The organism is Pseudomonas sp. GW823-FHT02E01 (assembly GCF_058797535.1).
On the sequence record NZ_JBXAJS010000005.1, the window covers coordinates 71,755 to 93,838 of the forward strand.

Annotated in this window: 21 protein-coding genes, 4 tRNA genes and 1 riboswitch; of the genes, 7 read left to right on the forward strand and 18 right to left on the reverse strand. The window is 59.1% G+C overall.

Annotated elements, in window-relative coordinates; genetic code table 11:
- Positions 1 to 3: 3 nt before the first annotated feature.
- The 3 genes from AC1RDQ_RS13315 to AC1RDQ_RS13325 form a co-directional block, all read right to left on the reverse strand.
- Positions 4 to 1,248, reverse strand: coding sequence for a glutamine synthetase family protein (locus AC1RDQ_RS13315; RefSeq protein WP_167362901.1), 1,245 nt, complete (start codon positions 1,246 to 1,248; stop codon positions 4 to 6).
- A gap of 201 nt (positions 1,249 to 1,449) precedes the next feature.
- Entirely contained in the window at positions 1,450 to 2,142 is a 693-nt protein-coding gene (locus AC1RDQ_RS13320) for a sensor histidine kinase (protein ID WP_492587520.1), read from the reverse strand.
- The gene (locus AC1RDQ_RS13325; RefSeq protein WP_492587521.1) at positions 2,139 to 3,743 is read right to left on the reverse strand and encodes a response regulator; all 1,605 of its coding nucleotides are present in this window, start codon (positions 3,741 to 3,743) and stop codon (positions 2,139 to 2,141) included. The genes AC1RDQ_RS13320 and AC1RDQ_RS13325 overlap by 4 nt, the downstream gene beginning before the upstream one ends.
- 612 nt (positions 3,744 to 4,355) lie before the next feature.
- Between AC1RDQ_RS13325 and AC1RDQ_RS13330 the strand changes: the two genes are divergently transcribed.
- Both AC1RDQ_RS13330 and AC1RDQ_RS13335 read left to right on the forward strand, forming a co-directional pair.
- The gene (locus AC1RDQ_RS13330) at positions 4,356 to 4,622 is read left to right on the forward strand and encodes a hypothetical protein (protein ID WP_090457313.1); all 267 of its coding nucleotides are present in this window, start codon (positions 4,356 to 4,358) and stop codon (positions 4,620 to 4,622) included.
- Positions 4,619 to 5,332, forward strand: coding sequence for a response regulator transcription factor (locus AC1RDQ_RS13335; protein WP_057713621.1), 714 nt, complete (start codon positions 4,619 to 4,621; stop codon positions 5,330 to 5,332). The genes AC1RDQ_RS13330 and AC1RDQ_RS13335 overlap by 4 nt, the downstream gene beginning before the upstream one ends.
- Positions 5,333 to 5,650: 318 nt before the next feature.
- Here AC1RDQ_RS13335 and AC1RDQ_RS13340 read toward each other — a convergent pair.
- Positions 5,651 to 5,727: transfer RNA gene (locus tag AC1RDQ_RS13340), tRNA-Arg, on the reverse strand.
- Between the two features lie 290 nt (positions 5,728 to 6,017).
- Here AC1RDQ_RS13340 and AC1RDQ_RS13345 point away from each other — a divergent pair.
- Both AC1RDQ_RS13345 and AC1RDQ_RS13350 read left to right on the forward strand, forming a co-directional pair.
- Complete coding sequence (locus AC1RDQ_RS13345) at positions 6,018 to 6,251, forward strand: hypothetical protein (protein ID WP_057713620.1); 234 nt, start codon at positions 6,018 to 6,020, stop codon at positions 6,249 to 6,251.
- Between the two features lie 23 nt (positions 6,252 to 6,274).
- A complete protein-coding gene (locus AC1RDQ_RS13350; protein ID WP_057713619.1) occupies positions 6,275 to 6,454 on the forward strand; it encodes a PA3371 family protein in 180 nt (59 codons plus the stop codon).
- Between the two features lie 97 nt (positions 6,455 to 6,551).
- On the opposite strand, the gene AC1RDQ_RS13355 is transcribed toward AC1RDQ_RS13350, so the two are convergent.
- On the reverse strand, positions 6,552 to 6,758 hold the full coding sequence (locus AC1RDQ_RS13355; RefSeq protein ID WP_079246716.1) for a hypothetical protein: 207 nt from the start codon (positions 6,756 to 6,758) through the stop codon (positions 6,552 to 6,554).
- A gap of 110 nt (positions 6,759 to 6,868) precedes the next feature.
- Here AC1RDQ_RS13355 and AC1RDQ_RS13360 point away from each other — a divergent pair, with 110 nt between their 5' ends.
- Positions 6,869 to 7,195: an Arc family DNA-binding protein gene (locus tag AC1RDQ_RS13360; RefSeq protein WP_008066583.1), complete on the forward strand. Its 327-nt coding sequence runs from the start codon at positions 6,869 to 6,871 to the stop codon at positions 7,193 to 7,195.
- Between the two features lie 101 nt (positions 7,196 to 7,296).
- On the opposite strand, the gene mgtE is transcribed toward AC1RDQ_RS13360, so the two are convergent.
- The gene (gene mgtE / locus AC1RDQ_RS13365) at positions 7,297 to 8,739 is read right to left on the reverse strand and encodes a magnesium transporter (protein ID WP_007971042.1); all 1,443 of its coding nucleotides are present in this window, start codon (positions 8,737 to 8,739) and stop codon (positions 7,297 to 7,299) included.
- A gap of 321 nt (positions 8,740 to 9,060) precedes the next feature.
- Here mgtE and AC1RDQ_RS13370 point away from each other — a divergent pair, with 321 nt between their 5' ends.
- Positions 9,061 to 9,579 carry a hypothetical protein gene (locus tag AC1RDQ_RS13370; protein WP_057713618.1) on the forward strand — a complete coding sequence of 173 codons (519 nt, stop codon included), beginning with the start codon at positions 9,061 to 9,063 and terminating at the stop codon, positions 9,577 to 9,579.
- A 23-nt stretch (positions 9,580 to 9,602) separates the two neighbouring features.
- Here AC1RDQ_RS13370 and AC1RDQ_RS13375 read toward each other — a convergent pair.
- The 7 genes from AC1RDQ_RS13375 to ltaE form a co-directional block, all read right to left on the reverse strand.
- Positions 9,603 to 9,676 (reverse strand) — tRNA-Arg (locus tag AC1RDQ_RS13375).
- A 72-nt stretch (positions 9,677 to 9,748) separates the two neighbouring features.
- Positions 9,749 to 9,825, reverse strand: a tRNA-Arg gene (locus tag AC1RDQ_RS13380).
- Between the two features lie 107 nt (positions 9,826 to 9,932).
- Positions 9,933 to 10,023, reverse strand: a tRNA-Ser gene (locus AC1RDQ_RS13385).
- A gap of 62 nt (positions 10,024 to 10,085) precedes the next feature.
- Entirely contained in the window at positions 10,086 to 10,274 is a 189-nt protein-coding gene (csrA, locus tag AC1RDQ_RS13390; RefSeq protein ID WP_002554426.1) for a carbon storage regulator CsrA, read from the reverse strand.
- Between the two features lie 188 nt (positions 10,275 to 10,462).
- Positions 10,463 to 11,704 (reverse strand): aspartate kinase, encoded by a 1,242-nt coding sequence (locus AC1RDQ_RS13395; protein WP_007971040.1) that lies wholly within the window; start codon positions 11,702 to 11,704, stop codon positions 10,463 to 10,465.
- A 91-nt stretch (positions 11,705 to 11,795) separates the two neighbouring features.
- Positions 11,796 to 14,417, reverse strand: a complete 2,622-nt coding sequence (gene alaS / locus AC1RDQ_RS13400) for an alanine--tRNA ligase (protein WP_057713617.1) — start codon at positions 14,415 to 14,417, stop codon at positions 11,796 to 11,798.
- Positions 14,418 to 14,563: 146 nt separating this feature from the next.
- Positions 14,564 to 15,568 (reverse strand): low-specificity L-threonine aldolase, encoded by a 1,005-nt coding sequence (gene ltaE, locus AC1RDQ_RS13405; RefSeq protein ID WP_218494338.1) that lies wholly within the window; start codon positions 15,566 to 15,568, stop codon positions 14,564 to 14,566.
- Between the two features lie 196 nt (positions 15,569 to 15,764).
- A riboswitch (FMN riboswitch) is annotated at positions 15,765 to 15,935 on the forward strand.
- Between the two features lie 103 nt (positions 15,936 to 16,038).
- Here ltaE and AC1RDQ_RS13410 point away from each other — a divergent pair.
- Positions 16,039 to 16,548, forward strand: coding sequence for a 6,7-dimethyl-8-ribityllumazine synthase (locus AC1RDQ_RS13410; protein WP_057713615.1), 510 nt, complete (start codon positions 16,039 to 16,041; stop codon positions 16,546 to 16,548).
- Between the two features lie 130 nt (positions 16,549 to 16,678).
- On the opposite strand, the gene astE is transcribed toward AC1RDQ_RS13410, so the two are convergent.
- From astE to astA, 5 genes are all read right to left on the reverse strand, one after another.
- Positions 16,679 to 17,689: a succinylglutamate desuccinylase gene (gene astE, locus AC1RDQ_RS13415; RefSeq protein WP_489339095.1), complete on the reverse strand. Its 1,011-nt coding sequence runs from the start codon at positions 17,687 to 17,689 to the stop codon at positions 16,679 to 16,681.
- 12 nt (positions 17,690 to 17,701) lie between these two features.
- The gene (locus AC1RDQ_RS13420) at positions 17,702 to 17,992 is read right to left on the reverse strand and encodes a hypothetical protein (RefSeq protein WP_008057983.1); all 291 of its coding nucleotides are present in this window, start codon (positions 17,990 to 17,992) and stop codon (positions 17,702 to 17,704) included.
- A 60-nt stretch (positions 17,993 to 18,052) separates the two neighbouring features.
- A complete protein-coding gene (gene astB / locus AC1RDQ_RS13425; RefSeq protein WP_090457334.1) occupies positions 18,053 to 19,399 on the reverse strand; it encodes an N-succinylarginine dihydrolase in 1,347 nt (448 codons plus the stop codon).
- Between the two features lie 162 nt (positions 19,400 to 19,561).
- The gene (astD, locus tag AC1RDQ_RS13430) at positions 19,562 to 21,031 is read right to left on the reverse strand and encodes a succinylglutamate-semialdehyde dehydrogenase (protein WP_198530256.1); all 1,470 of its coding nucleotides are present in this window, start codon (positions 21,029 to 21,031) and stop codon (positions 19,562 to 19,564) included.
- Positions 21,028 to 22,053, reverse strand: a complete 1,026-nt coding sequence (astA, locus tag AC1RDQ_RS13435) for an arginine N-succinyltransferase (protein WP_057713611.1) — start codon at positions 22,051 to 22,053, stop codon at positions 21,028 to 21,030. Before astA ends, astD begins: the two co-directional genes overlap by 4 nt.
- Positions 22,054 to 22,084: the final 31 nt, after the last annotated feature.

Consider the following 22,084-nt stretch of genomic DNA (forward strand, 5'->3'; position numbering starts at 1 on the left):
ACGTCAGGCCTGGGCTGCTAAAACACGCCTTTCCCAGGGAGTAATTTCATCATGGAAACTGGTCAGTTCCAGGGTCTTCGAAGCGATGTAGCCTTCGATGAATTCCGCGCCGAACAGTTCCTTGGCCAACTGGCTACGTTTCAGACGCTCGAGTGCCGCATGCAAGGTACACGGCAACGAAAGATTGTCCGGCACCTCGAACTCACCCTGGATCGGCGCGCTCGGCTCCAATGTCTTCTCGATGCCATGCAACCCCGCCGCCAGGCTTGCGGCAATCGCCAGATACGGGTTGGCATCGGCCCCCGGCAAGCGGTTCTCGACCCGACGGGCCACCGGCAAACTGGCCGGAATGCGCAGGCCGGCCGCCCGGTTGTCGTAGGACCAACAGGCATTATTCGGTGAGGCGTAAGGGTGGCACAAGCGCTGATAGGAGTTCACGTTCGGCGCAAACAACGCAGTGAAATCGGCCATGCACGTTTGCTGACCGGCAATGAAGTGGCGGAAGGTGGCCGTCTCCTGCCCCGCCTCGTCGCTGAACACGTTACGCCCGGAATCGATCTCGACCACGCTCTGATGGATATGCATCGAACTGCCCGGCGTATGCGCCAACGGCTTGGCCATGCACACCACGCTCAGGCCGTGCTTGAGGGCCACTTCCTTGAGCAGGTGCTTGAACAGGAATGTCTGATCGGCCAGCAACAGCGGATCACCGTGCAGCAGATTGATCTCGAACTGGCTGACACCCATTTCGTGCATGAAGGTATCGCGAGGCAACCCCAACGCAGCCATGCACTCGTAGACTTCATTGAAGAACGGCCGCAAGCCGTTGTTGGAACTGACGCTGAACGCCGACTGACCATCTTCGCGGCGACCGTCCAGCCCCAGTGGCGGTTGAAAAGCCAGGGTCGGATCGGTGTTGGGTGCGAAGACAAAAAACTCGAGCTCGGTCGCCACCACAGGCGCCAGGCCGCGGGCCGCGTAACGGGCAATCACCGCCTTGAGCTGACCACGGGTCGACAGGTTGGAGCTGGTGGTGGTGCCCAGTTCATCCGCATCGCAAATGGCCAAGGCCCGCGGTGGATGGCTCCAGGGCAAGCGGTGGATTTGTGCAGGGTCCGGGATCAGCGCCAGGTCGCCATCATCGCTGCCGTAAAACCGTGCCGGCGGATATCCGCCCATGATGCATTGCAGCAGCACGCCCCGCGCCATCTGCAAACGTCGACCGTCGAGAAACCCCTCGGAGGTCATCACTTTGCCCCGTGGTACGCCATTCAAATCCGGCGTGACACATTCAACTTGATCAATGCCCGTCAATCGCTGCGCGAGTGAACTCAGGCCAACGGTCGTCATGACGCTATCCTTGTTATTGTGCGGGCCGCGAACGGCGACCGTACAAAATAGGCTCCACGTGTTCGGAATTTCAAGCAGCGTCGAAAAAAATGCTGTCTGTCAGGGCAGGTAAAGGCGGAACACCCCTCCGCCCAACGGCCCGCCATTGCTGATTTCGGTACGCCCACCCACGCCGTTGCGCTGATGCAGCGCGGCAATTCGCCCGGCAAAGTACAGGCCCAGCCCGGTGCTGCCGGTGCTTTGATTGATACCCTGCAAGTAATCGACCTGACGTTCGATCATCTGCGCCGGATACCCCTCGCCATCGTCATTGATGGTCAACACCAGTTGCCCGGCTTCGTCGCTGACGCTGATCAAAACGGCATGCCGTGCAAAGCGAATGGCGTTGTTGATGCAGTTGGCCAATACCGACGCGATCAACTCACGATCGAAGAAACCCAGCGGGCTCAGCGGGTCCACTTCATAGGTGACCATGATCCCGCGGCTGGCGAACACCTCCTGATGACAAGCCAGTTGCGCTTCGATGAAATCGTCCAGTTCATGGTAGGCCGGTTGCAGCGGCATCTGGTTGACGCCGAGCTTGTACAGCCCCAGCAACTGCACGAGCATGCCGTTGAGGTGGGCGAATTCGAAGTCGATCACACCCTGCTCCGGCGCCTGCCGCGCCGACTCCGGCAATCGCCCCAGCCACTGGCTGTGGGCCTGCATCAGCATGGCCAGCGAGTTCTTCATGTCGTGCACGGTCGAGGCGATCACCGTGGAGAAATCCAGTGCCGGTTCGTTGTCGTTCATTGGCCAAACGCCTTGCTTTTCAGCTTCTGGTAACGCGGATAGCGCGCGTCGGTGTCGGGCATCAGGCCGACCAATTTCAGGCAAACCTGGCACTCCTCCAGCTCTGCCGAGGGAACGCTGGTATCGGTGCCATGCAACAACGACTGCGCCATGTTCAGGGCGATACTGATGTTCTTCGGTTGCATCGCCAGGGCCCTGCGAAATACCTGCCGGGCCTCCACCAGGTTGCCGGTCTTGTACACGCGCACGCCCTGACGGTTGAGTTCCGCGGCGGCGTTGCCGGAATTGAGGATGCTCGGGTCGTCGGTCTGCTTGGCGATGTCCTTCATGACCACCGGATCGTCACCGTAGATTTCCACGCAGTTTTTCAGCATCGCGGTACCGGCCTCTGTCTGCCCGAGCAGTTTCAGTTGCTTGGCCACCAGCAACGCCGCTTCGGCGCTCATGAATTGCTCCATGCCGTCCAGACGCAGCAAGGCTTGCTCGGTAAGCTTGTCGGCCGTCTCGGCGTCGTTGAGCAACAGGCTGGTGGCCTTCATCAGGCGCGCGCGGATTTGCAGGCCCGGATCGGAAGGGTTTTCCTTGGCCACGGCACTCAATGTGGTGTTGATTTCCAGACGGGTCCGCGTGTCCAGGCCCCGTTCGCTGCCCTTGCTGATCAATGCATGGGCCAGGCCGAGGTTGCTCTCGGCATCCTTGAACCGCGACTGGGCGCCCTGGCTCACGGCCTGGCGATAGGCCTTGGCCGCCGTATCGAAGTCCTCGTTGGTCATCGCCAGCTTACCGAGCAACGCCTGGCGACGCACCGCCAGCGGCGACAGGCGAATCGCCTCTTCCAGGACGCGCTGCGCCCCCTTGGTGTCCCCTTCGGCGACCAATACATCCGCCATGCCGTCATACAGCGACGGCATCATCGGGAAGACTTTCAAGGCTTTCTCATAAATGCCCTTGGCCTGCCCGACCTGACCGCGCTTGAACAGCAACTTGCCCAACCCGGCAAACGCCCATGGCAACGGGCGGTCGGCGATGATGCCGTCATAGAGGCGCTCCAGCGCTTCGTTCTGATTCAGTTCGCGCAGGGCATCGGCGCGATAGCGCAGGCACAACGGCGAGTAACGAATATCTTGTTTGCACAGGGCGATACAGGCGTTGAGCACCTCCATCGGCTTGCCCCGGTCGAGGGCCTGCAGGATCGGCTTGAGCAGAGTCTTGCGCTGCTCCAGGCGCTCCAGGCGCTGAGCCAGGCTGGAACGGTTGAACGGCTTGGTCAGGTAGGCATCGGGCTCATGCTCCAACGCACTGAGCACCATGGCCTGGCTGGTTTCGGCGGTGACCATGACGAACACCGCCTCATGGCTGATCAGCTTTTCTTCCATCAGGTCTTCGAGCACCTGCTGGCCGTTCTTCTTGCCGTCACCCAGGTGAAAGTCCTGCAGGATGAAGTCGTAGGCCTTCTGCGAGCACATTTTCAGCGCCTGCTCACCGGTATCGGCAGTGTCCACTTCCTTGACGCCCAGTTCGCGCAACATCGACCTGACCGAACTGCGGAAGTCCGAGAAATCATCGACGATCAGAAAACGCTTTTGGTGATACGACAGCATCGAAGATTTCCAGGCAATTTAAGAAGAAGAACCCAAAGGCAAATACACGGACGGACTCAGCTTCGCAGCCCCTGTTTTGGCGCGCTGATGATAACTGGTAGCACTAGGCCATCAAACACCTTCTCATAGAGAGTGCGCCCCATGTCGACCGGAAGAGACGAACAAGTCCCTGACTGCCCGTGTTATCGGCCAGCCATGGCATTCCCTTGAGAACCTTCCCCTACGCCCGTTCTGAATAGGTGTAGGCCTTACTGAAAACGAGACCTCGCGCACGAAAAAGTGCTGATACATGAACACCAGCGATACATGAACACCCGCAAATGCCGGTGGCTGACCAGACAGAGATCGCCGATAAATTGACTAAGCTGATATTAGCGTTCCTAAGTGAACACCACTCGTCGATTAATTGACGAACGCAATCCGGATCAGACCTTGGCCATTGGCCACCCATGGCGAGCCTAATACCTTGATTTTCGAGGTTTACTCCCCTCCTTGAGTACATCGCTCAGGTCTGTCCGCACCGGGCTTGTATCGAGGACTGACGGATGGACAGGTTGGCAGCGCTCCGGGCTGACCTAGAATCAGTTGAGAGGCGGGAGGGAGCACATCATCATGCGTAAACCACTGATAATTATTTGTATTGAACTTCTCTCCCGGGCTTTGCCTGCCTTATGGAAAAGTTCGCCCCACGTGCCAGTGCTGTTGATGGAAATGGCCCCCGGGTCGCTGGTTGCCAATGCCTGGGCGGGCATCATCATGGCCTCCCGGCGTTCGAATCCATCCTTCAATCGCTGCGCCCCGGTGAGCAAGTTGCTGACCCGGGAAGGCCAGCGGGTGGAGGCCATCATTGGTTTTTCAAGGAGGTCAGGAAGATCATGACTGACCAAAAAGAGCCAATTGGCGTGATGTTGATCGATTGTCGCCCCCTCGTACTCAAGGGCCTTCACGACTTGATCAATGCCAGAATGCCCTGCATGGAAGTGACAGGACAGGCCACCACCTATACCCAGGCGCTGGATCTTGCCGATCAGCTGCGGCCCGATGTCATTTTTTTCAGTTTCTTTCCGGATGCGCTGAACCCTCTGGATGTCGTCGCGGGACTCACCCGTAGCGCCGAAATGAAAGTGCTGCTGCTCAAGGGCCTGTACGAAGTCGTCCCCGCTGCTCAGGCGATAGAGGCTGGCGCTCGCGGCATCGTGCTGGCGGAAGACCCGACGGAATCGATCATCCAGGCCATCCTCAAGGTCCACCATAGCGACATCGCAATGGATAGAGCCTGGGCTGGCGGCCTTTCCGGCTATGCCGCGTCCAGACATACACCCATGAAATGCAATCTGGAGCGGGCGAAACAGGCGCGGTTGACGCTGCGCGAGAGAGAACTGATTCGCGCCATCGTGGGCGAACCGTCCGCCAAATATGTGAGCATCGCCGGGCGCCTGGGGATCAGCGAGCACACCGTGCACAACCACCTCAGCAACATCTATCAAAAGCTAGATCTCATCAACCGCATCGACTTGTTGATGTATGCGCTCAAACACGGGCTCACCAACGAAGCACCAACCGAGTCCGCCTGGGTAGAACTGGATTGAATTTCAAGTCGATGCAAGACGGCCTCCCCCCACTTTAAGGGTTAGGCCGTCACCGTTTCGCCGTCCTTTTCGGTGGCCAGGGACAGGGCTCTCGCAATACTGATGTCGTTCCCGGTAAATCCTGCCGCACCAACCTGTACCTACTCCCCCGCGCACTCCCAGACGGGATGGGAGATTCAGACTACGTGGGAGAGGAGACGGAAAGGCGCGAAGGCAGAGTTGAAGGCTTCGATAAATCCATGGCGCCTGAACTTGCAGAACTTTATCTACAAGTCGTGAAAAGGAAGCGTTGAAACAGGCGGGGGGAGCTGAAAAATATGGTGTCCCAGGGCAGGTTCGAACTGCCAACCTTCCCCTTAGGAGGGGGATGCTCTATCCAATTGAGCTACTGAGACACAGGTTGACCGCGACGATACGCGGTGCGATGGACGGCGTGCATGTTAACGGCCGGGCTGGCTTTTGTCATGTCGTCCGTAGGCTTTTTAAGTGTAGGCAGACGCCTCGGCCGGGCGCGGACTTGTTTACCATGCAAATTGCATCACTGCAAAAAGCCATCATTGCAAAATGCAATATGGCGCTTTACCAAAAATAACTTAATTCATTGTTTTTAAAGAATTTAATTGTCGATAGACTCTGGCATGCGAGCTGCTTCTGCTGTTCTCACAGAACAACCGAGGTACGCCCCATGAAGAGCGCCCTTTCACTCTTGTCTGCAATCGCACTGGTGGTTTTAGCAGGCGTTCATTTTGTTCCCCAGAGCAGCGCTACGCAGGTTGCCCAACGTATGCCGCATTACCTTCAGTTGCAGAAGGCACCGCAGCTGGCAGTGACGAGCGACCGGCACAGCCTTGTCAGTCAGGAGATCGACCAGGAAAACATCCTGATGCCGGCTCCGTCTGCCGAACGTTTGGTATTTTGAATGACCTTTACCAGGAGCACAGCATGTCCAGATCAGCCGCGAGTTTCTTCACCCTCGCCTTGTTGAGCGGCATTTTCCATCTGTCATTGACCCAGGACATGGTCGTCACTCTCCCCCTGATCGCCTGTGGCGTATTCAGCACGCTGTTCGTGCTCGCATTGATCGCCGGGCGCAAGATCAAGTTTGATCCGGTACTGCGTTGATCCTGACATGGCAGACCCGCTGCAAGGGCCTGCCATCCATCCTGAATTCACCCCCGCTATACGACTTCCCCTAGTAAATCGGCAATTTGCCACTATCCTATAAAAGACAAGGAACAGGGTCCGAGTTCACTTTTTCCTGCCCGCCGGCAACCTTTCGTCGGGTGGAGAAAGCGATAAGCGATGCGGCCTGGTCGAACTTTTCAAACCAGTCCGCGTTTCTGATAATTGGTGCTGGCAGAACGCCTTTATTCGGTTCAATATTTGTCACATAATTGGCGCCAAGGATCTGGCTGCTTTGAGGCATGATGCGCGCCTCTATCAATTCAGGTTGAACATTTGGTCAGAGCGCTTGTCCTACCAGACATCCTGCGGCCAATCCCGAAAACCGCTCCCCTGAACTAACCGGTTAAATATATGCGCCCATTGAAACAGGCAATTTATTCCAGCCGTACGGCTGACAAGTTCGTCGTACGTCTGCCAGACGGAATGCGTGAACGCATTGCCGAGGTGGCTCGCAATCATCATCGCAGCATGAACTCCGAAATCATTGCGCGCCTTGAGCAGAGTCTTATTCAGGAAGGCGCACTGGGAGAAGAGTTGAGCATGCGCCTGGACAGCCCGGAGCTTTCCTTGCACGAACGGGAGTTGCTGCAGCGCTTCCGCCAGCTCTCCCATCGACAGCAGAACGCCCTTGTTTCGCTGATCGCCCATGACGCTGAAATGACCGCCGACGCTTCCTGATTCTGCCAGTAAGCCCAAGCCAGCCTGATCGCTGGCTTTTTTTTGCCTGAAATCCGGGCACAAAAAAACCCGCCAAAGACGGGTTTTCGATGAACAAGGCTTCAGAGCAGGAAGATTGTCGCCAGCCCCAGGAAGATGAAGAAGCCGCCGCTGTCGGTCATGGCCGTGATCATCACGCTGGCCCCCATCGCCGGGTCGCGCCCCATCTTTGCCAGGGTCATCGGGATCAAAACCCCCATCAACGCCGCCAGTAGCAAGTTAAGCGTCATCGCGGCAGTCATCACCACGCCCAAAGACCAACTGCCATAGAGCAGGTAGGCAACCACACCGATCACCCCGCCCCAGATCACGCCGTTGATCAGCGCTACCGCCAGTTCCTTGCGCATCAGGCGCGAGGTATTGCCGGTGCTCACCTGGTCCAGCGCCATGGCCCGAACAATCATGGTGATGGTCTGGTTACCCGAGTTACCACCGATACCCGCCACGATCGGCATCAACGCCGCAAGCGCCACGAGCTTCTCGATCGAACCCTCAAACAAACCGATGACCCGAGAAGCCACGAACGCGGTAATCAGGTTGATCGCCAGCCAGGCCCAACGGTTACGCAGGGATTTCCAGACCGATGCAAAAATGTCTTCTTCTTCACGCAGACCCGCCATGTTGAGAACTTCGCTTTCGCTCTCTTCACGGATCAGGTCGACCATTTCATCGATGGTCAGACGGCCGATCAGCTTGCCGTTCTTGTCGACCACGGGTGCGGAGATCAAGTCATAACGCTCGAATGCCTGGGCGGCATCGTAGGCGTCTTCGTCCGGGTGGAAACTCACCGGATCGCTGGCCATCACCTCGGAAACCTGTTTGTCCGGATCGTTGACCAGCAAACGCTTGATCGGCAACACGCCCTTAAGCACGCCGTCGTAATCGACCACGAACAGCTTGTCGGTGTGGCCCGGCAACTCCTTGAGACGGCGCAGATAACGCAAGACCACTTCAAGGCTGACATCCTCGCGGATGGTCACCATCTCGAAGTCCATCAACGCACCGACCTGCTCCTCGTCATAGGACAGAGCCGAACGCACGCGCTCGCGTTGTTGCTGGTCGAGGGTCTCCATGAGCTCATGGACGACGTCTCGCGGCAGCTCGGAGGCCAGGTCAGCGAGTTCGTCGGCATCCATGTCCTTGGCGGCTGCCAGGAGCTCGTGATCGTCCATGTCGGCGATCAGTGATTCACGGACCGAATCGGATACTTCAAGAAGGATGTCGCCGTCGCGATCGGCCTTGACCAGTTGCCAGAGCGTCAGACGATCGTCCAGCGGCAAGGCTTCAAGGATGTAGGCGACGTCGGCGGAGTGCAGGTCATCAAGTTTGCGTTGCAACTCGACGAGGTTCTGCCGGTGGACCAGGTTCTCCACCCGGTCATGATGCGGGCCTTCCTGGCGGTGAGTCAGGTCTTCTACAACTCGCTGGCGCTGCAGCAACTCAACCACCTGAGCCAGGCGATCCTGCAAGCTTTCCTGCGTTTTCTTTACTTCAACTTCGGACATAGGCGAACTCCACTCCCAGCAGCGGGGCACGCCGGAAGGATCAATCAGTCAATTCATGATTGGTGAAACGGGGTACTGAGTAACTACTGGGTAAGTCCATGGAGGTATTCCACAAGCCCCGGCGGGGCTGACGGGCGCAATGATACACCGCCTGACGGTTTTAAACGTTAAAAAATCTCGGCTGAAACAAGCGCTTGCACAACAAACCTGAGCATCGGCCTGATCCATGAAAATGCGACGACGTATTCCGAAAAGAAAACACACACCCCTTCGAAAATTGTAGCCGCTACCCTTGAAAAGGAACGTCACGGAGGACGCCTGATGCCATCAGTTGCACAATTCTTTTTGGTTTTCACCCTGCTCAGCCCCCTGCCCTTGGCGGTCGCCACCACCGTTCAGCGCTGTGAGGCTGCCAATGGGCGCATTACCTTCACCACACTGGGTTGTGCCGCGGGAGAGAATATTTCACTTCAGGACGCCCGTGCCTTTACACCTGGCAGCACGATGGCGCTTATGCCGCCAGCCGAGCCCCGCGAAACATCAGGTATGAAAATTCGAAGCAGAGAGCCGACCGTGGTCGGTCAGGCGCAGGACAAGTGTGGAAACCTGATCAATGCCAGGGAGCGCCGGGAGGCGATCATCAATCAGCGAGTGATCGCCGGCATGAGCCAGCAAGACGTCGAAAGCGCCCTCGGCAAGCCAGACAGGATCAGTATTCGAAATTCAGCCACGAGCTACCGCTACGACACCCTGCGAGGTCGTAGTGCACAGGTGGAGTTCGACGAGAGGGGATGCACGAAAGGAAAAGCCAAATCCCGGACGGCAAAAAGCCCGCATTAAATGCGGGCTTTCTGTTGTATGGGTGCACTCGACAGGATTCGAACCTGTGACCGCTCGGTTCGTAGCCGAGTACTCTATCCAGCTGAGCTACGAGTGCAATTTGTGTTTTTATACCAGATCACAACTGGTTGAAACCAAGTTACTTACATTGCTGTAACTAACTCTTAAATGGTGCACTCGACAGGATTCGAACCTGTGACCGCTCGGTTCGTAGCCGAGTACTCTATCCAGCTGAGCTACGAGTGCATTTGTTGCCGCGCATTATAGGCCGTCTAATCTCTATGTCAAGCACTTTTTCTAGTAATTTCAACAACTTACCGAAAAAGCCAGATTACAACGTACTACGCAAATAATGGCGGAGAACGGGGGATTCGAACCCCCGACACCCTTTTGAGGTGTACTCCCTTAGCAGGGGAGCGCCTTCGGCCACTCGGCCAGCTCTCCGCAACACGGGGCGTATATTAACCAGCTTCTTCCCCGTTTGCAAACATAAAAAACGATAAAAATTAATGGCTTGGTTCTTCGTCCTTCTCTTTCTTGATACGCAGGTAAATTTCTTCCCGGTGAACAGCTACCTCTTTGGGGGCATTAACACCGATACGCACTTGATTTCCTTTGACGCCGAGCACGGTCACGGTGATTTCGCCATCACCGATAATCAGGCTTTCTGCACACCGACGAGTCAGAATCAGCATACCTTTCTCCTCACGCATTACATTTCAGGGACAACAGTCTGCAAAAAAAAGGCACTCGACCCACAACCGGAGCGGTCGCAGCCCTACATGCCTGAGTATTGACTAGCGCGAGCAAAAGAACAGTCTCGGGGGTCACGCCATTCAAAAAAACAAAAGGCGCGGTCAGACCGCGCCTTTTGGCAAACGCATCACTCGCCCTGGCGGGCCGGTGCGTCCAGTTCGAAAGCCGTGTGCAGAGCGCGCACAGCCAGTTCCAGATACTTCTCTTCGATCACTACGGAGACTTTGATTTCCGAAGTCGAGATCATCTGGATGTTGATGCTTTCCTTGGCCAGGGATTCGAACATGCGGCTGGCCACGCCTGCGTGAGAGCGCATGCCAACGCCGACGATCGACACCTTGGCGATCTTGGTGTCGCCCACGACTTCACGGGCACCCAGCTCGCCAGCGGTTTTTTCCAGCACGGCTTGCGCCGCCTGGTAGTCGTTGCGGTGCACGGTGAAGGTGAAGTCGGTGGTGTTATCGTGCGCGACGTTCTGCACGATCATGTCGACTTCGATGTTCGCGGCACTGATCGGGCCGAGAATCTTGAAGGCAACGCCCGGGATGTCTGGCACGCCACGGATGGTCAGCTTGGCTTCATCGCGGTTGAAAGCGATACCGGAAATGATCGGCTGTTCCATGGTTTCCTCTTCATCAATAGTAATGAGGGTGCCCGGACCCTCCTTGAAGCTGTGCAGTACGCGCAGCGGAACGTTGTACTTGCCGGCGAACTCGACCGCGCGGATCTGCAACACCTTGGAACCGAGGCTGGCCATTTCCAGCATCTCTTCGAAGGTGATCTTGTCCAGGCGCTGAGCCACGGACACCACACGCGGGTCGGTGGTGTAGACGCCGTCGACGTCGGTGTAGATCTGGCATTCGTCAGCCTTCAGGGCTGCCGCCAGCGCCACGCCGGTGGTGTCGGAACCGCCACGACCGAGGGTGGTGATGTTGCCGTGCTCGTCGACGCCCTGGAAACCGGCGACAACCACCACACGACCTGCCTTCAGGTCACCGCGAATCTTCTGGTCATCAATCTGCAAGATACGCGCTTTATTGTGCGCGCTATCCGTCAGAATCCGCACCTGGTTGCCGGTGTACGACACCGCCGGCACGCCGCGCTTGATCAGCGCCATGGCCAACAGGGCAATCGTCACCTGCTCACCGGTGGAAACGATCACGTCCAGCTCGCGCGGAACCGGTTGGCCGTCGCCACTGATTTGCTTGGCCAGATCGATCAGACGGTTGGTTTCGCCGCTCATTGCAGACAGCACAACCACCAGGTCATCGCCGGCATCGCGGAATTTCTTAACCTTGTCGGCGACCTGCTCGATTCTCTCGACAGTGCCGACCGAGGTGCCTCCAAATTTCTGTACGATCAAAGCCATTTCAAAGCCGCCTCTGCCCATGAAGGGCGCCCAAATAATCACTCAAACAGCGTTGCGGCCCACCACTAGACTGCGGGCCGCAAGTACTGCCTTATAGACCCTGCTCTACAAACGGAACGGTCAGGGCCAGTGCCGCATCCAGTGCGCCAGCGTCGGTACCGCCGCCTTGCGCCATGTCTGGACGACCACCACCCTTCCCGCCCACTGCCGCAGCGGCTTGCTTCATCAAATCACCGGCTTTGAGTTGGCCAGTCAGGTCTTTGGTTACGCCTGCAACCAGAACGACCTTTTCCTCATGGACACTGCCGAGCAGGATCACTGCGCGGCCGAGTTTGTTTTTCAGTTGATCGACCAGCGCCAGCAGCGCCTTGCCATCCTGACCGTCCAGACGCACGGCCAGCACTTTCACATCCTTGACGTCCAGCGCCTGGGCCGACAGATCGTCGCCCGCGGCACTGGCAGCCTTGGCTTGCAACTGCTCGAGTTGCTTCTCCAGCAGACGGTTGCGCTCCAGCACAGCCGACAGCTTGTCGATCAGGTTATCGCGGCTGCCCTTGACCAGGCTGGCCGCTTCCTTGAGTTGTTCTTCCGCCGCGTTCAAGTAAGCCAGCGCTTGCGCACCGGTGACTGCCTCGATACGACGCACGCCCGATGCCACACCGCCTTCGCTGATGATTTTCAGCAGGCCGATGTCGCCGGTACGGTTCGCGTGGATACCGCCGCACAGTTCGACGGAGAAATCGCCCATGCTCAGTACGCGTACGTTGTCGCCGTATTTTTCGCCGAACAGCGCCATGGCGCCTTTCTGCTTGGCGGTTTCGATATCGGTTTCTTCGGTTTCAACTTCGGAGTTCTTGCGAATCTCGGCGTTGACGATGTCTTCCAGCGCTTTCAGTTGTTCAGGCTTGATGGCTTCGAAGTGGCTGAAGTCGAAGCGCAGGCGCTGACTGTCGACCAGCGAGCCTTTCTGCTGAACGTGATCGCCCAGCACCTGACGCAATGCTGCGTGCAGCAAGTGAGTCGCGGAATGGTTCAGCGAAGTGGCGTGACGCACCTCGGCATCCACCTGCGCCTGAACTGGCGAGCCAACGATCAGGCTGCCCGAATCCAGCACACCGTGGTGCAGGAACGCACCGCCGGTCTTGGTGGTGTCGCGCACGTCGAAACGCGCAGCGCCAGCCTGGAGGAAGCCGCAATCACCAATCTGACCACCGGATTCCGCATAGAACGGCGTCTGATCGAGAACGACCACGCCCTCTTCGCCTTCGCTCAACACGTCGACCGATTGCCCGTCCTTATAGAGAGCAACGATCTTGGCGGAACCGCTGTGAGCGGTGTAACCGGTGAATTCGGTGTCCACATCAACCTTGACCAGGCTGTTGTAGTCCATGCCGAAGGAACTGGCGGAACGGGCACGAACGCGCTGGGCTTCCATCTCACGCTCGAAACCTTCTTCGTCGATGGTCAGGCTGCGCTCGCGAGCGATGTCGCCAGTCAGGTCCATCGGGAAGCCATAGGTGTCGTAGAGTTTGAACACCACGTCGCCCGGCACCACGTCGCCCTTGAGCTCAGCCAGATCCTGCTCGAGGATCTTCAGGCCCTGCTCCAGGGTCTTGGCGAATTGCTCTTCTTCGGCCTTCAGCACGCGCTCGATGTGCGCCTGCTGGGATTTCAGCTCAGGGAACGCTTCGCCCATCTCGGCGACCAGGGCCGCGACGATCTGATAGAAGAAGCTGCCCTTGGCGCCCAGCTTGTTGCCGTGACGGCAGGCGCGACGGATGATCCGGCGCAGCACGTAGCCACGACCTTCGTTGGACGGCAGCACGCCGTCGGCGATCAGGAAACCGCAGGAACGGATGTGGTCAGCCACGACTTTCAGCGAAGCCTGAGCGTCGTTGGTGCAACCGATGGCCTTGGCCGAAGCGCTCAGCAGGCTCTGGAACAGGTCGATTTCATAGTTCGAGTGAACGTGCTGCAGCACGGCACTGATCCGCTCCAGGCCCATGCCGGTGTCGACCGACGGCGCTGGCAGCGGGTGCAACACGCCATCGGCGGTGCGGTTGAACTGCATGAACACGTTGTTCCAGATTTCGATGTAACGGTCGCCGTCTTCTTCCGGCGAGCCCGGTGGGCCACCCCAGATGTCGGCGCCGTGATCGTAGAAAATCTCGGTGCAAGGACCGCACGGGCCGGTATCGCCCATGGTCCAGAAGTTGTCGGAGGCGTACGGTGCGCCCTTGTTGTCGCCGATGCGCACCATGCGCTCGGCCGGAACCCCGATTTCCTTGGTCCAGATGTCGTACGCCTCGTCATCGCTGGCGTAGACGGTGACCCAGAGCTTTTCCTTCGGCAGGTTCAACCACTTGTCGGAAGTCAGGAAGTTCCAGGCGTAGCTGATGGCATCACGCTTGAAATAATCACCGAAGCTGAAGTTACCCAGCATTTCGAAGAAGGTGTGGTGACGAGCGGTATAACCGACGTTTTCCAGGTCGTTGTGCTTGCCGCCGGCGCGCACGCATTTCTGGCTGCTGACAGCGCGGGTGTACGCGCGCTTTTCCTGGCCCAGGAAGCAGTCCTTGAACTGGTTCATCCCCGCGTTGGTGAACAGCAGGGTTGGGTCGTTGCCCGGAATCAAAGAGCTGGAGGCTACACGGGTGTGGCCTTGCTCTTCGAAGAAGCGAAGGAAGGCTTCACGGATTTCTGCGCTTTTCATTAGGTTCTTCCACGGAGGCTGCGGCCAAAGGCCTGTTCGAAACGTCAACAGACGAAGCGACGGCAAAGGGCCGCATTATATCGGCCCTGCGCGCGGGGTACAGCGTGTTTATACGATAGAAACGGTCAATTGGAGTGCTAACGCTATCACTTGCGCGAAAAGTCGACGAATGTCGCGACGACCTGCTCGATTTGCGCACGGCTGACGTCCATGTGCGTGACCATGCGCAGACGCGCGGCGGCACTGAGTTTGATCCCGCGCTTGGCGGCAAAGGCCTTGATGGCCTCGGCCTGGTCGCCCATCTGCACATAAACCATGTTGGTCTGCACCGGTTCGACCTCGAACCCCGCCCCGCGCAGGCCTTCGGCCAGCAACTGCGCGTTGGCATGGTCATCGGCCAGGCGCTCTACGTTGTTATCCAGCGCATACAGGCCTGCCGCCGCGAGAACCCCGGCCTGACGCATGCCGCCACCGACCATCTTGCGCAGGCGCCGGGCCTTGCCGATCAACTCGGCCGAGCCGCAGAGCACCGAACCGACCGGTGCGCCCAGGCCTTTGGACAGGCACACCGAGACGGAATCGAAATACTGGGTGATTTCCCGGGCATCCACACCCAGCTTCACTGCCGCGTTGTACAGACGTGCGCCGTCCAGGTGCAGTTGCAAGCCATGCTCGCGGGTAAAACTGCGCGCCCGTGCCAGGTATTCCAGTGGCAGGACCTTGCCTTGCATGGTGTTTTCCAGCGCCAGCAAACGGGTGCGGGCAAAATGGAAGTCGTCCGGTTTGATCGCAGCAGCGACCTGCGCCAGGTCCAGCGAACCATCGGCCTGCACTTCCAGCGGTTGCGGCTGGATCGAGCCAAGCACCGCCGCGCCACCCCCTTCGTACTTATAAGTGTGGGCCTGCTGGCCGACGATGTACTCATCACCGCGCTCGCAATGGGCCATCAACCCCAGCAGGTTGCTCATGGTGCCGGTCGGCACGAACAGTGCTGCGGCGAAACCCAGGCGCCTGGCCAGTTCGGCTTCCAGGTGATTGACCGTCGGATCTTCGCCATACACGTCATCGCCGGTGGCGGCCTTGGTCATTGCCTCAAGCATGCCGGCGCAAGGTTGGGTGACGGTGTCGCTGCGAAGATCGATAACACTCATGAATCTGGCCTCGGTAAGCAGGGGAAATCCCTTTCAGGAAAGAATTACTGCGGGCATGGCGACGATTAATCAACCCTTGCGTAGGAAAAGGCCGATTAATCCAACGGAAAAGTCGATGACAATCATCCAAAAGGGGTCATGCGCATACCGCAAATATGTGATAAAAACGCTGCGCCGCCAAACATTTGGGCGGCAAAAACGTTCTCAGGGCGGGGTGCAACTCCCCACCGGCGGTAATTGCGCGCAATGCGCATAGCCCGCGAGCGCTTGGTGACAGCACGGCTTCGGCGGTGCCTGACAGCAAGGTCAGCAGACCCGGTGTGATCCCGGGGCCGACGGTCATAGTCCGGATGAAGAGAGAACGGGATTGACAACAAAGGGCCGTCCGCCGGCATTCGTGCGAGCGTGCGTACCCTCAGATCCCCTTCGATTCATAACGCCCTGTTTTTCACACAAACAGGAGTCAGAACATGCAACCCACCGCAATCGACAGCAAAAGCAAACACCATCAGGGCGAGCGCGTAGCGTTCATCCAGGCCTGCTGGCACAAGGACATTGTCGATCAGAGCCGTAAAGGCTTCGTCGCCGAAATGATTACCCAGGGTTATCAGGAATCCGACATCGATTTCTTCGAAGTCGGCGGCGCCTTTGAAATGCCCCTGCACGCCAAGTTGCTGGCCAAGACCGGTCGTTATGCCGGCATCGTCGCCGCAGCCCTGGTGGTGGACGGCGGGATCTACCGTCACGAGTTCGTCGCCCAGTCGGTGGTCAGCGGCCTGATGCAGGTTCAACTGGAAACCGAAGTGCCGGTGTTCTCGGTGTCCCTGACCCCGCACCACTTCCATGCCGGCGAAGAACACCAGAAGTTCTTCTTCGAGCATTTCCTGCATAAAGGCCAGGAAGCGGCAAAGACCTGTGCGGATACGCTGTTGAAAATCCGTTCGCTGCGCCGCACTGAACCGCGCGCGGTAGCTGTCTAAAAGCCGAAAACCTTGTAGGAGCGAGCTTGCTCGCGATAGTCGTCAACGATAACGCGGGAAGCCTGGCACCCCGCGGCGTTTTCAGATTCATCGCGAGCAAGCTCGCTCCTACAGAGGTTAAATGCCGTAATCAGGCCAGGTTTTCGTCGGTGGTCGGCACGACCAGGATGCCGGCACGCAAACCATTCTTCACCCTGGGGTTCGGGAAGATGATCCGGGCACCCTCTTCCTCGATGATCCAGCGGGTGTTGGCGATATCTTCCGCCAGCAGGTAACCCACTTCCAGCTCCGAAAAGTTCTCGATGTCCGCCGGCAGGTTCAGGCGGAAGCTGTCGCTGTGCTTGATGATTTCTCGCGCCACGCTGTACAGCTGCAAACCGTCCAGCGCGTCCTCAGTCAGTTCTGGTTCGGTGCCCTCGATGATCTGCTTTAGGCGCCTCTCCAGCAGCGAGACGTTGACACCGTCGTTCTGACCGAACGGCCGCGCCTTGCCCAACTCCAGGGTAAAAGCCTCGGCACCCAGCTTGTCGTAGGTATAGGAGCTGAACACGATGGACGGCTTGTTCTGCAGCAACACCGCTTCCATGCCGGCAGCACGCAGGCGCGCCAGTTCCTGACGCGAATGCTGGCGGTCTTCCTTCCACGGGTACAAGGCGAACTGCTCGATTTTCGAGCCACGAATCGCCGTGTGCAGGTCGTAGTGCAGGCGCTGGCGATCCGGCAGGCTGAAGAAGCTGGCAGCCAAACGTTCCAGCTCACAGGCGCGCAGGGCTTCGCAACCGCTGCTTTGTTCGTGACGGCCATTGAACAGCCGATTGACGTCCTGCTCGACGAAACGCTCGCCCTTGCGAATCGCTTCCGGGTTGCCGAACAGGAACAGAATACGTGCACGCGGCTTCAAGTCGCCACGGGCAATGTCGTGCAACAGGCGATCGAGCAATTCGATCGGCGCTGTTTCGTTGCCATGGATCCCCGCCGACAGCAGCAGGTCCAGGCCGTTGTCACGGGCTTCAGGTGGCCGGACTTCCAGCGCACCTTCGCTCAACCAGCGCATGCGCACGCCTTCGACAGTCAGTTGAGTCTTCTCCGCCGGTTCGCGGCCGGCGAGGGTCAGTTCAAGCAGTTTGCCGAGGGCGAGCATAGAGCGGTTTCCTTAGTGATCGTGGTTGCAGTCCGGGCCGTGGACGTGTTCCTCGTCGTCACCGAGGTCAGCCGGTTCCATTTCCAGTTGCAGACTTACCAGATTAGTCGCCAATGGGCGCAACAGCAGGTTGGCGTACTCGGCGTCGCCTTCTTCGACGTCCACGCCGATCAGCAGTTGGCCGCGGCCATCGTGCTGGATCCACAGCTCTTTGCCTTGCCACATGACCGCGACGCGGGTGCAGGAGGTTTCCAGTTGCGTGCCGTCAGTGTCTTCAAGGATCAGCTGCAGTTTGTCGCTCATGTAATTACGCTCTCGTTTGAGATGAAGCGGCGCGCTGTCGTGCCCGAAGCGCGCCGTCGATCAATTGATCTGGAATGGATAAACCGCGCCCAGTTTAAGGATTTGCGTCAGTTCATCCAGTGCCGTCCGGCACTCAAGCAGCAATTGCGGGTCCGCCAGATCGTTTTCGGTCATGCGGTCGCGATAGTGCTTCTCGACCCATTCGGTCAGTGTGCCGTACAACGGTGCCGTCATGATAACCCCTGGGTTGACGGCCGCCAGTTCGGTTTCGTTGAGCGCGACACGCAGTCGAAGGCAAGCAGGGCCACCGCCGTTCTGCATGCTCTGCTTGAGATCGAAGACTTTCACTTCGCGGATCAGGCCGCCGGAGCTGGTCAAACCCTGCAAGTACTGCCAGACACGCTCGTTGCCACGGCATTCTTCCGGCACGATCAACAGCATGGAGCCGTCAGGACGCGACAGCAGTTGGCTGTTGAACAGGTAGGAACGAACCGCGTCTTCCACGCTGACGGCGGAACGTGGCACACACACAGACTGAAATTTCCCACCGACTTTGGCGAGTTTGCTCTGCAATTCAGCGAGCATCTTCTCGGTCTCGAGGAACGCGTCCTCGTGATAGAACAGCACTTCACCATTACCCACGGCGATCACGTCGTTGTGGAACACGCCCTGATCGATCACCGACGGGTTCTGCTGGGCGTAGACCACACCGTCATCGCTCAAGCCGTGCAAACGGGCAACGGCCTGGGACGCTTCGAGGGTCTGGCGCGCCGGGTACTTCTGCGGTGCCGGGTAGCGGGTGTCGAACGCACTGCGGCCGAACACGAAGAATTCGACACCGGCTTCGCCGTATTCACGGCAGAAACGCGTGTGGTTGGCCGCGCCTTCGTCACCGAATTGCGCCACGGCCGGCAAGGCGGCGTGGTGGGCGAAGTGTTTCTGGTCAGCGAACATCGCCCCCAGCACGCGGCTGGTGGTCGGGTGTTCGATGCTGCGGTGGTATTTGCAGTTGAGGTTGGCGGCGGTGAAATGCACGCGGCCATCAGCGGTGTCGGCGCTCGGGCTGACGGTCGCGGCGTTGGCCACCCACATGCTCGACGCCGAGCAACTGGCCACCAGCAGCGGCATCGCCTCTTGGGCAGCGCGTTCGATCACTTGAGCGTCGGTGCCGCCAAAGCCCAGGCGACGCAGTGCAGCCACATCCGGGCGCTCTTGCGGTGCCAGTACGCCTTGCTGGAAACCCATTTCCATCAGCGCTTTCATCTTTGCCAGGCCTTGCAGCGCCGCTTCCTTGGGGTTGGAAGACTGCTGGCTGTTGCTCTGGGACGCGACGTTGCCGTAGGACAGGCCGCCGTAGTTATGGGTCGGCCCCACTAGACCGTCAAAATTGACTTCATAGGATTTCATCAGCGAGGCTCCACGAGAATCTGTTGTTATAGGCTTCAGTAACTGTTCTTTTAGACCGCGTCGCGGCCATCGCGAGCGAGCTCGCTCCTACAGTGATTGCGTCGTACACAAGATATGTGAACGCCACCGAACCTGTGGGAGCGGGCTTGCCCGCGATAGGCATCACGCCATCTTCACGCCAGGCGTAAGGGCCGACGGCAATACCAGGCTCGGCGTTTCCAGCGAGGCCACCGGGTACGCGCAGTAATCCGCCGCGTAGTAAGCGCTGGCGCGGTGGTTGCCCGAGGCCCCTACGCCGCCGAATGGCGCGCTGCTCGCGGCACCGGTCAGTTGCTTGTTCCAGTTGACGATACCGGCGCGGCTTTCCAGCCAGAACTGCTGGTAGCGTGCTTCGGAGTCCGAGAGCAGGCCGGCGGCCAGACCGTAGGCGGTGTCGTTGGCTTCAGCGATCGCCGCTTCAAAATCAGCGTAGCGGATCACCTGCAGCAACGGGCCGAACAGCTCTTCGTCAGGACGATCGGCAACGGCGCTCACGTCCAGGATGCCCGGGGTCAGCAAGGCCGATTGAGCCTGAGGCTGCGTCATTTCCAGCAGCGCCACGGCGCCGTTGGCCAGCAGATGCTCTTGCGCATCCATCAACGCTTTCGCAGCGCCAAGGGAAACCACCGAGCCCATGAACGGCGCCGGCTGCTGATCGAAGGCTCCGACTGAGAGGGTCGAGCTGACCGCCACCAGGCGCGCCAGCAACGAGTCGCCCCAGGCACCTTGCGGCACCAGCAAGCGACGGGCACAGGTGCAACGCTGGCCGGCGGAAATGAACGCCGACTGAATGATGGTGTACACCGCGGCATCGAGGTCGGCGACCTGATCGACCACCAGCGGGTTGTTACCGCCCATTTCCAGCGCCAGGATCTTGTCCGGACGACCGGCGAATTGCTGGTGCAGGTGATTGCCGGTGCGGCTGGAACCGGTGAAGAACAGCCCGTCGATGCCCGGGTTCGCCGCCAGGGCGATGCCGGTTTCGCGAGCGCCTTGCAGCAGGTTCAAGACGCCAGCTGGCAGGCCAGCCTCGATCCAGCACTTGACCGTCAGCTCAGCGACTTTCGGTGTCAGTTCGCTTGGCTTGAACAGCACGCTGTTACCGGCCAACAGTGCCGGCACGATATGGCCGTTCGGCAGGTGACCCGGGAAGTTGTACGGACCAAACACCGCGACTACACCGTGGGGTTTGTGGCGCAGCACAGCGGTGGCATCGCCCAGCGGCCCGCTCTTCTCGCCGGTACGTTCGCGGTAGCTCTGCACCGAGATGGCAATCTTGTTGACCATGCTGGTGACTTCGGTCGCCGCTTCCCACAGGGGTTTGCCGGTTTCTTCGCCGATGGTATGAGCCAATTCGTCAGCGTGATTCTTCAGCGCGGCGGCAAAGGCCTCCAGCACCGAGATACGCTCTTCCAGGGTGCGCCGCGCCCAGTCCGGGAACGCCTGACGCGCCGCTTGCACAGCCGACTCGACCTGACCGGCGGTGGCTCCGACGCCGGACCACAGCACCTGCTGGGTCACCGGGTTCAGCGACTCGAAGGCTTCGCCCCCACCTGCCAGCCATTCACCTGCGATGTAAAGCGACTTCATTATTTCGACTCCCGAGCTGCGGACAACGCCACGGCGCGCACTTGATCGCCCGCGTTGAGTTGAAGACGTTTGGCGGTCAGCGGGTCGACCACCAGGGTGCCGGCGGCCAGACGTGCAGGCGCGGCAGTGATCCGGCAGTCCTCGCGCTTGCGGTTGTGAATGATGAATGGCGTGGCATCGTCACCCGGTGTGCCGACGGCCAGCACCAGCGCCTGGCTGTCGCGCACGGCGCGGATCTTGCCGGTTTCGCACTCGATCGCCGGGCCTGCGTCGAAGATATCGACGTAGCCCTGGTAGCTGAAACCTTCGCTCTTGAGCATGGCCAGCGCCGGCTCGGTGTCCGGATGAACCTGACCGATCACGTTGCGCGCATCCGGCGACAGGAAGCAGGTGTACAGCGGGAATTTCGGCATCAGTTCGGCGATGAACGCCTTGTTGCCCACGCCGGTCAGGTAGTCAGCCTGGCTGAATTCCATCTTGAAGAAGTGCCGGCCCAGGCTTTCCCAGAACGGCGAACGCCCGGCCTCGTCGGAAACACCGCGCATTTCGGCAATGATCTTGTTGCCGAACAGTTGCGGGAATTCGGCGATGAACAGCATCCGCGCCTTGGACAGCATGCGACCGTTGAGGCCACTGCGGTAATCGGCGTGCAGGAACAGCGAGCACAGCTCGGAGTTGCCGGTCAGGTCGTTGGCCAGGAACAGCGTCGGGATTTCACGATAGATGTTCAGCTCTTGCGAAGCGCTGACCGTCAGACCGACCCGGAAGTTGTACCAGGGCTCACGCAGGCCAACGGCGCCGGCAATGGCGGAAATACCCACCACGCGCCCGTCGTCATCTTCGAGCACGAACAGGTAGTCCGCGTCGCCCCGCCCGGCTTCGCCGCGAAAGGTCTTCTCGGCCCAGCCGACCCGATGGGCCAGCCGCTCTTCGTTGGCCGGCAAGGTGGTCAGGCCGGTGCCGGTGCTGCGGGCCAGGTCGATCAGAGCGGGTAAATCGCTGCTGCGTACGGGACGAACGATCATGCTATCTCCTCAAACGGGCCGCTTGCGCCAC